This is a genomic window from Brevibacillus brevis (genome assembly GCF_900637055.1).
GTDB lineage: Bacteria > Bacillota > Bacilli > Brevibacillales > Brevibacillaceae > Brevibacillus > Brevibacillus brevis.
Window position 1 is genome coordinate 1,852,736 of the sequence record NZ_LR134338.1, and the last position, 12,265, is coordinate 1,865,000.

Consider the following 12,265-nt stretch of genomic DNA (forward strand, 5'->3'; position numbering starts at 1 on the left):
CCAAAGCTTAAATAAAAAGGGGAGAAGGAACATGGCGGATTGGGTACAGTCGTTTGAGGAATACGCGCAAAAGCTGCTTGCAGAGGCAAAAGTAACAGGAACAGCAGTCGGATTGGCAGAGCAAGGAGAGCTGAAGTATTTCCATGGCTTCGGTTTGGCAGACAACACAGAGGATGCCAAAGCATTAACCGCTGATACGGTGTTTGGCATCGGTTCCGTGACCAAGTCCTTTACATGTGTGGCCATCATGCAGCTTCAGGACGCAGGTAAGCTATCCGTTCATGATCCGGTCATCAAGTATCTCCCTGAGCTCCGCACGCCTAATGAAGCTTATACCCGGGAGATCACGATCCATCATCTGATGACACATACCGCAGGTTTTCCTCCTTTGGATACATTAATGGGTGCAATGAAAAGAAGTATTGTGGAGGGAGGAGATGTCCTGTCCTCTAGCTCCGGTCTTGATATTGATCTCGATAGAGCGGAAGAGATCAATACAAAAGAAGAATTCATGGCCTATATCGGCAAGCTGGATTATGAGTTTCTAGGTGCGCCTGGAACGGAGTTTAGCTACTCCAACGACAGTTATGCCATGCTCGGACTGATTATTGAACGAGTGAGCGGGATATCTTACGAGCAGTTTGTGCAGGATCATATTTTGGTGCCTGCCGGGATGAAGAACAGTGCTTTTCTCGTCGAGGATTTGCCAGAGGGGGCAGAGGTAGCTACCTTGTTTACCCGAAAAAGCCCGAAGGATGGCGGTGAGGTATACCGTTCTCCTTCATGGTGGGATTCACCATCGATGCGCGCCGCTGGATTTCTGAAATCGACGATTCACGATCTATTGCGCTATACCGAAATATTCAGAACCGGTGGATTGGTGGGCGAGAATCGCTTGCTCTCACCGGAGAGTGTGCAGGCCATGATGGCGCCTCATTGCTCGATATCGCCGTTTCAGGCATATGGCTACGGATTATTTGTGGCAAATTGTCATGGCGGAACGCTAATTGAGCATGGTGGAGCGATCAAAGGTGTTGCGGCACAAATCTTTGTTTTACCCGAGCGTAATCTGACAGGAGCCATTCTCATGAACACAGATGGCGGTCCGATGGCGGATTTGATGCACGGCATTTTGAATGCGAGCAACGGACGTTCTACGGATACAGTACCCTTCGAATATCCGGATTATGAGCTGGCTGTAGAAGCACTCCCCGCATTTACAGGCGAGTATCGCTCTTCCGAAGGGGCTACTGTATCGGTAGAAATCGAAGAGAACGAGCTGGTAGCCAAGAGTAATGGAACGAATATTCCACTTCGTTCAGTAGGAGAAGACAGCTTCGTCATGAAGCGGGGCGAAACGGATATGTTTATCCACTTCGTCCGCGATGAGGCAGGAGTAGTCACACGGATGGGCTTCGGGGCTCGTCAGCTGATCAAGGTCCTTGCCGAAAAAGAACAAACCGTCTAAATAGCAAAACGCGTACACGCAAGAGCTCATGCTTGCGAGGTGCGCGTTCTTTCTATTTATAGTAGAGGCGTTACGAAGAAAGGGTGGCAGGAAGCTGCTGCTCCTCTACCATAGGTCGCTTCCAGTTCGGATGCTGCTCCATTTGCCGGAACGAACGGAAAAACAACAGGCAAAGGCTGATACTTGCAAATATGATACCGCCAATGAGTAATAGAAGCCCCGGTGTTGCGATATTCTTGGCGAGAAGAAAGGAGCACAGTGCATAGCTGACTGGCCCAAAGCCGATGGACATCAAGGAAAGCAATGACATGACGCGACCGAGCATGTTGGCAGGAACGATGCTTTGAATATAGGTGATAAACGGAATATTTGTCATACTGAGTGCCATTCCGATGAGAAAATGAGAGACGAGCCCAAAGGAAAGCTGCTGGATGAAATAATACGAGCTGATTCCAACTCCCATTCCTCCAAGGATAACGGGGAGTAACAGGAATTTTCCACGGAATCCTTTGAACAATCCGGTCAAAATCCCGCCGACAATCATGCCCGCTCCAAGAGAGGTACTGAGTGAGCTATAAGCACTCCCGTCCCATCCGAGGTCATTCACATGAATGGGAATGATCATATTAACTGGGCCGGAGAACATCATGTTGGTGAACAGTGATGTTGTTAAAATAATCGCAAGGATCGGGATTGAATACGTAAAACGAATTCCTCCCACGATATCCTTGAAATAGGAGTGTCCCTTTGAATCTGTTGAAGGCTCTGAAGTCGTTTCTTTGGTGGACGAGTGTGTCTGGAGAGAGAGGACAAAGAGTGTTCCCACGATGAAGGTGCATGCCAAAATCATAAACATAATCGGATAACTCACTGTTCCAATTAATAAGGCAGTAACAACCGGTCCGGCAACCAAGCTAATCTGGTGACATAGTTCCATTAAGCTGTTAGCGGGCGCAAGTTGTTCTCGAGAGACAAGAGAGGGCAAAATCGAGCTGCGTGCTGGCCAAAAAAATGCATCGACTGTTCCGAATAAAGCTGCCATCACGTACAGACTGACAGGGAACCAGGCGCCATTTTCTTGAAGCATAAGCAAACTGAAGCCGGCCAGAATCATCCCTCTAGCCAAAAGGGAGGAAAACATAATCCATTTTCGATTCAGCCGATCGGCAGCCACCCCGCCCGCCAGCATAAAGAGGAGACGGGGGATCGACATACAGATCAAAGTTGTGCCGAGGATTGCTCCTGAGCCGATGGCATTCACGATAAACCAGTTGAGCAGGATGAAGAAAGCTCCGTCAGCCATCGCCGAAAATAAAGTTCCGCACCATAACCGGACAAATGATCCATTTTTCCAGAGGGAGTTGTTAGTCGCTAGCGAGCTCATCGCCATTGTCCTCCTTCTTTTTCTTCACCACAATCTTGCCGGTGAAATGCCTGGATTCAGACTGCTGGAGCTCATAGTTATCTGGCAAGGAATCGTCTTCTGCGACGTAGTAGCGTTCATTCGTCATGAACCCGACTGTGACCATGTAAAAGTTTTCAACCGTATCCTCAGCTTCTCCAGCAGAAATCCTCTCTAAGTAGCGATCTTCCATTTCGGCTAGCTCATCAAGTAAAGACTGATATTTTTTGATCCAAGCAAATATTTCCTTCCGAGGTGCTTTCACTTCGGAGTTAACTGCAATTGCTGGCGGTCGATCCTCCTGATCCGAAAAGAGCAAGAATGATTCGTCTGGAGCGTTATAAAGCCGAGTGATGCTGGAACGCAGATGGTTTAACATTGTTTCCTGCAGCAGGATACTGTCTTCTCGTAGGGAGGGCAGTAAAGCATCACTTACCTTGAAGTCGTATGCAACAGCCCGATAAAACTTTTGCACGATCCCGTTCTTTTCTTCCGTGCGTACGACCTCAACGAAGCCGTGGCTTTCCAATTCCTTCAGGTGATAGTGGACTTTAGAGGGAGAAAGGGAGAGTATTGTTGCGAGCTGCTTGCCTGTGTATGCCTCCTTGACCAGCAGCGTGATAATTTGAAGACGCAAGGAATCACTGACAGCTTTTAATTGATCCAGAGTTTCCACAACTACGTATCGTTTCAATACGATCCACTTCGCAAGATCAAATTGCGCTTATTTTTCGGCAAATGATACAATATTGAAAACGGTGAGAGGATGCATTCCTGTGGCGATCTTACAACATCCCGTCTTTCGCCGTTTGTATACGGCCCACATTGTACACATCATCGGAAATGAATTTACATTTATTGCGGTCGTTGGACTTTTACATGATTTAAGTGGATCGGGTCTTTCTTTTGCGGCAGGTACTGTGTTTCGCATGATCCCTTATGTATTTGCCAGCTTTTTCGCAGGAACGCTTGTGGAGAATTGGGATAAACGGCGGGTTATGATTGTCGTCAATTTGCTTCGCGGCATTCTCGTCAGTTTGTTTTTCTTCATCACATCTGCGACCTACTTATGGGTGGCGTTTTTGTTATTGATTCTGGTCAATGTTTGCAGTGCTTTTTTTCAACCAGCCATGCAGGTCGCGATCGTACAATCGGTGGAGGAAAAAGACAGGCTGGCTGCCAATTCCCTTTTGCAGGGAACGACTTCGTTTCTCATTATTGTCTGTCAGGGTGTGGCAGCAGTTCTGGTTTACTTGTTCTCCTATCGCTACAACTTTTTGCTCGATGCCGCCTGTTATTTGTTGTCGCTGTTCATCTTGCTTCCGCTGCCGCATATTGCCAACAATGTTGTGTCGAAAGCCGCTGTACCTTTTATGGAAAGGCTAAATGAGGGCTTCCGCTATATCGGCAAACATCGGGAAATTGGCAGTGTGATCGGCTATCAGATGGCGGAACGTGTATGTGGAGCCTATTACATTATGCTTATGTACTATGTTCTTACGGAGCGGGGAGAGGGCTTGTATGTATTCGGACTATTGGATATTCCGTTGGGCCTTGGAGGTGTGATCGCTGGGATTGCCGTGAACAAGCTGTCTGACAGCCTGAGTGAAAAGGGAACGTGGCGTGTCCAAGGATGGGCACTCGTAGCGATGGGATGCTCGATTTTCGCCGTGTTTCATATGAAGCCACTACTTGGGCTGGCAATCGCTATTCTCTTTGCATCAACGGCTCAGTTTAGCTCTTCGATATTGTCTGTGACAAAGCTTCAGCGGCTGTCTGATCCTGCTTATTTGGCTCGCGTTTTTTCCATTCGGGAAATGGCGACGATGGGAAGCTTTTCTGCGAGCTGCTTGATACTCGGATTCAGTGCAGAGCAGGTCGGCAGTGCCGCTGTCTCCGTGTGGCTTGGGTTCTTTGGGGTTGCAGCAGGACTTCTATGGCTTTGGAGCCGTCGCAAGTTGCAAAAGATAGTAAACGTCAGGATAGATTCCTCCGCTTAATTGGAGCAGAGGTTCTTTTTTGTACAAAATGAAACTTTTAGGTTTAATAAATATAATTGTTGAAAAAAGTATGAATCTAACTATACAATGAATGGAAAATAGAGAAAAAGGAAGATGCAGCATGAAGGAATTATGGCGGCAGCGTTCATTTCGCTGGTATTGGCTGGGGATGTTTTTATCTGGTCTGGGGGATCAGTTTGGCTGGATGGGCTTGACGTGGTTTGTCATGAATAAAACAGGCTCACCTGCTGCGATGGGCGGGGTTGTTCTTGCGTATATGCTCCCTGCTGTTTTTGCTGGTTTAGTGGCGGGGGTTTTGCTGGATCGGTTTGATCGGCGCAAGCTCATCATGATGGACAATGTGGCGCGAGGCCTCATTTTTATAGCGTTGGTCGCATTATTGCAGGTCGATCAAGTTCCGCTATTTGTGATATACGCACTGATTGTGATTGCAGGAATCCTTTCTCCGTTGAGCACAGCCGGGGCACAGACTTTGTTGCCGAGAATCGTCTCGGACAAAAATCAATTGGTCAAAGCGAATGGCGTGATGGAAACGCAATGGCAAATTGTTTATATGTTTGGACCGGCACTCGCGGGTGTTTTAATTGGGTTGATTGGTGAGGCTTATGTTCTGTTGATCGATGCGGCCAGCTTTTTTGTATGTGCCTTCTGCTTCTCCCGGTTGCCGCGAGAGCTTACGAAAAGTGCGAATCCTACAGCGATTGCAAAAGGCCAAATGGGAGTGTTCTTCCGTTCTCTCTTGAGTGACATGCGGACAGGGTATCGCTACATATTTGGGCGCAAGCAATTGATTATTCTTGTTTTCTTTACGTTTTTGTTTAACATGTCGTACGGTCCTATTGAAATTGCACTACCCCTGTATGCGAATCAGGATTTGGCAGGAGGATCTGTTGCATTAGGGATGCTGTGGTCTTCTTTGGCAGTCGGGGCATTACTAGGCTCTCTCTTTTTCTCGACGGTTACGTGGAAACTTCCATTGGGTTCGACGCTCGCAGGGATTATCGTGGCGTGGGGATTGACCACATTGCCAATCGCTTTATTCTCGAGGTTGGAGATCGCGATGGCTTCGATGGTTGTGGCAGGCTTTTGCTTTGCTCCCTATAACATCATGTACAGAAGCTATCTGCAAAAACAGGTGCCCGATGCTCTCTTGGGGCGTGTATTGACCAGCGTTCGTACGATTACGGGGACAGGAATGCCGGCAGGAGCGGCTGTCTCTGGCTTCCTCATACCCTTCTTGGGCGTTCAAGGGATCATTGGAGCCGGAGCAGCCGTATGCATCATTTGTGGTCTTCTTGCATTCGGGGCATTGAAAAACTTGGAGGATTCCTCATCACTTCCGATTGAGGAGAGGTGAGACGAGGTGTTTTAGCCACTGAGGCAATAAAAAGTAGATGCGGGAGAGCGCATGCAGACGAAATGGCATGGCAACCTCCGGACGCTTTGCTTCCGCCGCTTGGTAAATGGCCTTTGCTGTTTGTTCCGGTGTCAATAAATACCGACTCACTTTGCTTCGATAGCTACCCGTTTTGTCTGCCTTATCCAAAAAGGGTGTGTCGATCGGTCCTGGCATCGCACACGTCACAGCAATTCCAGTGCCTTGCAGTTCATGGTGCAATCCTTCGCTAAAGCGGATGACAGCTGCTTTGCTGGCTGCATATACCGCAGCTTTGGCTGTTGCGACCTGTCCGGCAAGTGAGGCAACCGTGATAATATGACCGTGCTTTTGTTGAAGCATCATCGGCAAAAAGGCACGGGTCGTGTAGAGAACACCGGAAATATTCGTTCGCAAAGTTTCTTCCAGCTCCTCTACGCGCATATCGATAAGTGGTTCAAAGACTGCCATCCCGGCATTGTTGTAAAGAAAATCACAGCGTTCGAAGCGGATGTGCACCCATGCAGCGAACTGCCGAATATCTTCGTTGCTGCTGACGTCTAACGGGTAATGATGGAGATGATTAGGATAAGCTTCTTGTAGCGAAACGAGTTTCTCGTTGATGGCTTTGCGACTCGTGGCAATGACACAATCACCTTTTTCCAAATGAAGTCGTGTCAAAGCGAGACCAAGGCCACCAGAAGCCCCGGTGATGACGACAATACGGGGAGTCGACATGTCATCCTCTTCTTTCTTGTGTAGAGTTTTGATTTCCATTGCGAATGGCAAAGTATAAGCCCCCAAGTTGTTGTGAAGGCTAGCCTCTAGGGGGTGAATGCACATGCCAGCAGTAAAATGTTCAGTAGCAAACTGTGAGTACTGGGCGCAGGGCAATCTTTGCAGCGCCGAAGAGATCATGGTAGAAATTGACGCCCACGCTACCGTAAACCTGAAAGAAGAATTCGCAGGCGAGTACGGTCAAAACACGCAGCATCAGGATCAGGCAAAGACATCTTCTGAAACCTGTTGTCTGACGTTCAAGCCGAAGAAATCCGAAAAGAAATAACCTGGCTTCGGCGTAAAAAGGACGTATCCCTCAATGGTGATACGTCTTTTTGCTATTGACCTATACGCTTGTCGTTGCCGGAAAGAGCTCGTTGACTTTTTGGGCGACCTCTTCCCAAGTTGTGACTCGATGGACGAGTGGAGGAAGGGAAGCTTGATTATAAGGAGTGTCAAACAAGAACACGGGAATTTGCAGTGCTTCTGACAATTGCAAAGCGTTCTCCAGACGATCCTCCAAAAACAGGTCCACGCCCCATTTGCGAGCAGCTGACAGTTTGTCGTGGCTCCCAATCAAATCCACCTCATGATGAGGGATATTGTAGCGAGCAAACCATTGTAAGGTTACATCGCGGTGACGATCCTCACGAGCACTTATATATACCAGCTTGTGGGAGGAAAACCAATCGCGCAAAACCTGATCGGCAATTCCGTGAACAGGTGCACCATCATAAAGGCGCTCCCCGTTTTGATCCAGCCACGCTTCGAATTCTGCGTCCGTGATTTGATACACGTTGGCTAAATTGTACTCCACACAATCTTCATATCGTAAATCTCTTCCAAAGCTCTCATTCATCAACGGAACAATACTGCTAGGTGAAGTGACTGTACCGTCAATATCAATGCCAATGGTTAGGATTTTGTCTGGTTTCATTCTCTCGCCTCCCGTTTAAATTGTACAACGTAGGCAGACAATAAGGCTACTTCCTTCACTTAAATAATCCTTTACCAAAAAAGGGGCTGAGCATGCTATGTTGGATCGACACGAACGTAATGATGCGAAGCGGAAGGAAGACACCGGCTTTTCCGAGACGGTCGATCAGCACGACAGGGAGTTTGCAGTGAACACTTGGACACAGGCCGTCTTTGACGAAGACGAAGAGCGGTCGAGACGCAAGATTCACTATGATCCCCACTCCTTTACAGAGCGCTATACGGGCGAGCTGGATGAGGAGCGAAACGACTTTTCGGAGCGTTTGGATGGCGTTGTCCTGACGAAAGAGGACCGTTCACCGGTTGCCAAAGTTAGAGATGACGACATCGAGGCTGCGGCGGAAATCGCCGAGCCCATTCCGACCAGTCGTGCTGCTAATGAGATCGACCCAGAAGAGGACAGCCAAGAAAATAGGGCCAGCGGTATCGGGATGACTGGCTTGGGCTTATCGATCCTGTCCCTGTTTCTCATGCCGTACTTGGTGGCTCCAATTGGAATGGTGCTAGGCTATCTGGCGTATCGACGCAACTCGAAGACACTGGGAGCCTGGGCGATGATCGTAGGTGCTATTGCCATTTTAGGCGCATTAGTCATCTACCCGTACTATACGGCTCGCTAAAAGCATCAAACCGCAAAACCTCTCTGGTTCATTCAGCCGGAGAGGTTTTTGTACTGCTATTTGTATAATGAAGAAACAAAAGGTGTAATCGCTGCGATAACGGCGTCACAAAACACATCGGAACGGCGTACGCGATTATCCGTTAACAGGGAATAGGCGCCGCCGCGATGATTACTGCCGACGGTTTTCCCCCATTCATCTATGATGGTACTAAGCTCAATTTGCTCCTGCTGGATTCGGTGGACGGCTTGATTCGGGATAGGAAACGCCAGCCCCTTTCCAATAAATAGCTCACTTCCATTCCAGGCTGCGCAGATGGAAATCAAATACCACTGCTTTGTAAACTGCTCATCGTACATAAGTCCGCCTTCTAAGCCCAGCCCAATCTCTGCTTCTAGGGTTTGACTACGGGCAGCTTTTGCTCGATTGATCGCTCCTGTAATCGTTTCTTCTTCACTCATCGGCTGAGCCGCTACTCCTGAGGGGACAGATAAGCAGAAAGGTTCCGTGCCGGTAGCTTTTTGTACAGCGAGACGTTTTGCTTCATTTTGCGTTCCGAGTGCATAGCGGAAAATATGATAATCCAACGGCTTGTTCCACCTCTTTCCATCATCGATGCTAGTGGTAGTATACCACCTTTTGATTCGACCGCGATTCTCTAGGTTGTGATAAGATAATAGGCATAGAAAAGAGACAGACCTATCATGCGAAAGAGAAAGAGGAGTGGACGATGAAATTTACAAAGCTGCATGGCTTGGGTAATGATTACGTTTACGTCAACTGTTTTGAGGAAGACTTATCGAGTGTAGATTTACCCGAATTGGCAAGAAGGGTGAGCGATCGGAATTTTGGCATTGGGGGCGATGGACTGATCCTCATTATGCCATCGGAGCGAGCAGACTTTCGCATGCGGGTCTTTAACAATGATGGCAGCGAAGCAAAAAATTGCGGAAACGGATTGCGCTGTGTCAGCAAATACGTATTCGATCACGGTTTGACTCAGCAAACAACGTTTACCGTGGAGACGTTGGGAGGGACCGTCACTCCTGTCGTATCGCTAGGATCAGATGGTAAGGTGGATCAAGTAACGATAGATATGGGCGAGCCTCGCTTTGAGCGAGCAGCGATCCCAATGACAGGCATTCCTGAAGAGCGAGTGCGAGAAGAGGTAATTGAAGTCGATGGAACTGCGTTTACGATGACGGCTGTTTCGATGGGCAATCCTCATGCCATCCTTTTCGTGGATGAAGTGAAGGAAGAAGATGTTCGTCACTATGGTCCCATGATCGAATATCACGAATGGTTTCCTGAACGAACCAACGTCGAATTTATCCAAATATTGAATCAGGAGGAAATTCTTTTCCGTGTATGGGAGAGGGGATCAGGTGTAACACTTGCCTGTGGGACAGGAGCTTGCGCTGCTGCAGTAGCTGCCCACTTGAGTGGAAAGACAGGTAGAGAAGTCACTGTCCACCTGGCAGGAGGCGATCTCTTTATCGAATGGAAGGAAGCGGATAACCACGTCTATATGACGGGTCCGGCTACTGAAGTTTTTTCTGGTGAGTATTTAGGGGAGATCCCATTTAAATAGGAGCAAGCCAAAACCGTTCCGTCGAAATCGACAGGAGCGGTTTTTTTACAAAAAATAGCGTGGTCACGGCGAATCCTTCATGCCGTCACCACGCTATCGAATTCGAATGAGCGTCACGCGTTGTACACCTCATTTAGGTATGCGACATCCGTGCGGTCGTACTGAGGGGTATTTTTGTTCATCTTCGCCAGTTCCGCTTGCAGTCTTTTCAATTCGGCTTCCATCTTCTTGATTTCTTCTTGCATAGCTTGTGCTGTCATGGTGGTTCTCTCCTTGTTGTCGTTTTTTATCTAAATTTATTGACTATTCTAACGAAAGGCCAAAACAATGTAAATAGCCTATATCTGGATGTAAGCGCTTTATTCGTGAATAGTCTGTGAACGGTTGTTCAGATTGTCTGATTTGGCCTTTTGAGAGCAACACACTCAGGGAAAAATAAGGTCGAGAAGTGTAATACTTTGTATGTTCTTTACGAAAAGTCATGTTATGATGAAGCGTAGTATTCGGGCATCTTGCCCTTAGGAAGGTGTTTACTGGTGATTTACTTGGACAACAGTGCGACTACCCGGCCTCATCCTCAAGTGATTGAAACCGTTAGACGCGCGATGGAAAGCTACTATGGAAACCCGTCTTCTTTGCATCAAAAAGGAGTAGAGGCGGAAAATGTACTGAAGCAGGCGCGAAAGGTTGCCGCTCAGTACTTGGGCTGTAAAGAAAGTGAAGTGATTTTTACTTCAGGTGGTACGGAGAGCAATAATACGGCGATCAAGGGTGTAGCCTTTCAATATCAAAACAGAGGGAAACATATTATTACGACGCAGGTAGAGCATCCGGCTGTTTACGATGTTTGCAAACAGTTGGAAGGCCTAGGGTTTGCTGTGACATATCTTCCGGTAGATCGTGAAGGTCGCGTATCGGCAGAAGCTGTTCAGAAAGCAATGCGTCCGGATACGATTCTCGTTTCGGTCATGCATGTGAACAACGAGCTGGGAACCATTCAACCGATCTTGGAAATCGGACAATGGCTGAAGCAATTCCCGAAAGTCTTGTTTCACGTCGATGCTGTCCAAGGAATTGGGAAAGTTCCTTTGCGCATCAAGGATTCAGGGATTGATCTGTTGAGCGTCTCTGCACACAAGTTTTACGGCCCCAGAGGAGTCGGCATTCTGTATAAACGAGAAGGCTTGATTATTCACCCGTTGATGATGGGTGGCGGTCAAGAAGGCGGTGTTCGCTCAGGAACGGAAAACCTCCCAGCCATCGCTGGTATGGCTAAAGCAATCCGGATTCTCGAAGAACTGGGCAGCGTCGAGATGATCAGGCTGCAAAAATTGAATCAACAGCTTCGTGAAGGGATTGCAAAGATTGAAGGTTGCATGGTGAATACCCCGGAAGCGAATACGGCTCCTCATATTATGAACTTGTCAGTACCAGGAGTAAAAGCGGAAGTCCTGCTGCATGCTTTGGAGGAGAAAGGCTTTCTGATATCCACCAAGTCCGCATGCTCATCCAAAGCCAATGAGCCAAGCAGAGTTCTGACTGCGATTGGGATTGAGCGGGATTGCGCGTTGTCGTCTCTGCGGGTCAGTCTGGGCCGGGAAAATACAGCGGAGGACATTCAGCAGTTTGTGAAGGCGTTAGAGGAATGCGTCAATGTGCTTCGTACATATATCAAACAACAGCCTGCCCCCGCTCATAGAAAATAGTGTGGACAACTAAAAGGAGATAAATATGAACTACGATGTTATTTTAATTCGTTATGGTGAGTTGGCGCTAAAAGGGAAAAACCGCGATCAATTCGAAGAGGCCCTTGTAAAAAGTGTGAAAAACGTACTGCGCTCGTTTTTTAAAGTAAAAGTTCGACGCAATTACGGTCGGATGTATGTGGAGCTGCACGGTGAAGACGCTTATGCGGTTATGGAGCGATTGAAACGCGTTTTTGGTATTTCTTCCTTTAGTCCGACGATCCAGGTAGATCCTGATATTGAAACGATCAAGGAAAAAGCGCTGGA

At 47.9% G+C, this 12,265-nt stretch carries 14 protein-coding genes (1 of these 14 only partly in view); 8 read left to right on the forward strand and 6 right to left on the reverse strand.

Annotation, left to right across the window (positions count from 1 at the left end):
* Positions 1 to 31 precede the first annotated feature (31 nt).
* Positions 32 to 1,468: a serine hydrolase domain-containing protein gene (locus tag EL268_RS09455; protein ID WP_106654597.1), complete on the forward strand. Its 1,437-nt coding sequence runs from the start codon at positions 32 to 34 to the stop codon at positions 1,466 to 1,468.
* A 70-nt stretch (positions 1,469 to 1,538) separates the two neighbouring features.
* Here EL268_RS09455 and EL268_RS09460 read toward each other — a convergent pair whose 3' ends face one another.
* Together EL268_RS09460 and EL268_RS09465 are read right to left on the reverse strand one after the other, a co-directional pair.
* Complete coding sequence (locus EL268_RS09460) at positions 1,539 to 2,858, reverse strand: MFS transporter (RefSeq protein WP_106654598.1); 1,320 nt, start codon at positions 2,856 to 2,858, stop codon at positions 1,539 to 1,541.
* Positions 2,833 to 3,564, reverse strand: a complete 732-nt coding sequence (locus EL268_RS09465; protein ID WP_106654599.1) for a winged helix-turn-helix domain-containing protein — start codon at positions 3,562 to 3,564, stop codon at positions 2,833 to 2,835. Before EL268_RS09465 ends, EL268_RS09460 begins: the two co-directional genes overlap by 26 nt.
* Positions 3,565 to 3,646: 82 nt before the next feature.
* Here EL268_RS09465 and EL268_RS09470 point away from each other — a divergent pair, with 82 nt between their 5' ends.
* Positions 3,647 to 4,870, forward strand: a complete 1,224-nt coding sequence (locus EL268_RS09470; protein ID WP_106654600.1) for an MFS transporter — start codon at positions 3,647 to 3,649, stop codon at positions 4,868 to 4,870.
* 121 nt (positions 4,871 to 4,991) lie between these two features.
* Positions 4,992 to 6,248, forward strand: a complete 1,257-nt coding sequence (locus EL268_RS09475; protein WP_106654601.1) for an MFS transporter — start codon at positions 4,992 to 4,994, stop codon at positions 6,246 to 6,248.
* Here the strand turns inward: EL268_RS09475 and EL268_RS09480 are convergent.
* Positions 6,225 to 7,055 (reverse strand): SDR family NAD(P)-dependent oxidoreductase, encoded by an 831-nt coding sequence (locus tag EL268_RS09480; protein WP_106654602.1) that lies wholly within the window; start codon positions 7,053 to 7,055, stop codon positions 6,225 to 6,227. The two genes, EL268_RS09475 and EL268_RS09480, sit on opposite strands and share 24 nt — an antisense overlap.
* Before the next feature lie 52 nt (positions 7,056 to 7,107).
* Here EL268_RS09480 and EL268_RS09485 point away from each other — a divergent pair, with 52 nt between their 5' ends.
* Entirely contained in the window at positions 7,108 to 7,332 is a 225-nt protein-coding gene (locus EL268_RS09485) for a DUF1540 domain-containing protein (RefSeq protein WP_106654603.1), read from the forward strand.
* Between the two features lie 60 nt (positions 7,333 to 7,392).
* Here EL268_RS09485 and EL268_RS09490 read toward each other — a convergent pair whose 3' ends face one another.
* Positions 7,393 to 7,983 carry a 5' nucleotidase, NT5C type gene (locus tag EL268_RS09490; RefSeq protein WP_106654604.1) on the reverse strand — a complete coding sequence of 197 codons (591 nt, stop codon included), beginning with the start codon at positions 7,981 to 7,983 and terminating at the stop codon, positions 7,393 to 7,395.
* Between the two features lie 97 nt (positions 7,984 to 8,080).
* On the opposite strand from EL268_RS09490, the gene EL268_RS09495 reads away from it, so the two are divergent.
* Positions 8,081 to 8,662: a DUF1700 domain-containing protein gene (locus tag EL268_RS09495; protein WP_106654605.1), complete on the forward strand. Its 582-nt coding sequence runs from the start codon at positions 8,081 to 8,083 to the stop codon at positions 8,660 to 8,662.
* A 56-nt stretch (positions 8,663 to 8,718) separates the two neighbouring features.
* Here EL268_RS09495 and EL268_RS09500 read toward each other — a convergent pair whose 3' ends face one another.
* Positions 8,719 to 9,249 (reverse strand): DUF84 family protein, encoded by a 531-nt coding sequence (locus tag EL268_RS09500; protein WP_106654606.1) that lies wholly within the window; start codon positions 9,247 to 9,249, stop codon positions 8,719 to 8,721.
* Between the two features lie 143 nt (positions 9,250 to 9,392).
* On the opposite strand from EL268_RS09500, the gene dapF reads away from it, so the two are divergent.
* The gene (gene dapF / locus EL268_RS09505) at positions 9,393 to 10,253 is read left to right on the forward strand and encodes a diaminopimelate epimerase (RefSeq protein WP_106654607.1); all 861 of its coding nucleotides are present in this window, start codon (positions 9,393 to 9,395) and stop codon (positions 10,251 to 10,253) included.
* A gap of 113 nt (positions 10,254 to 10,366) precedes the next feature.
* Here dapF and EL268_RS32710 read toward each other — a convergent pair whose 3' ends face one another.
* Positions 10,367 to 10,513 (reverse strand): hypothetical protein, encoded by a 147-nt coding sequence (locus EL268_RS32710; protein WP_017250402.1) that lies wholly within the window; start codon positions 10,511 to 10,513, stop codon positions 10,367 to 10,369.
* Between the two features lie 276 nt (positions 10,514 to 10,789).
* On the opposite strand from EL268_RS32710, the gene EL268_RS09510 reads away from it, so the two are divergent.
* A complete protein-coding gene (locus EL268_RS09510) occupies positions 10,790 to 11,959 on the forward strand; it encodes a cysteine desulfurase family protein (protein ID WP_106654608.1) in 1,170 nt (389 codons plus the stop codon).
* Between the two features lie 25 nt (positions 11,960 to 11,984).
* On the forward strand, positions 11,985 to 12,265 hold the start of the coding sequence (gene thiI, locus EL268_RS09515; RefSeq protein WP_106654609.1) for a tRNA uracil 4-sulfurtransferase ThiI. It continues 919 nt past the right edge of the window; the window shows 281 of its 1,200 coding nt (coding positions 1-281); it begins with the start codon at positions 11,985 to 11,987; the stop codon falls past the right edge of the window.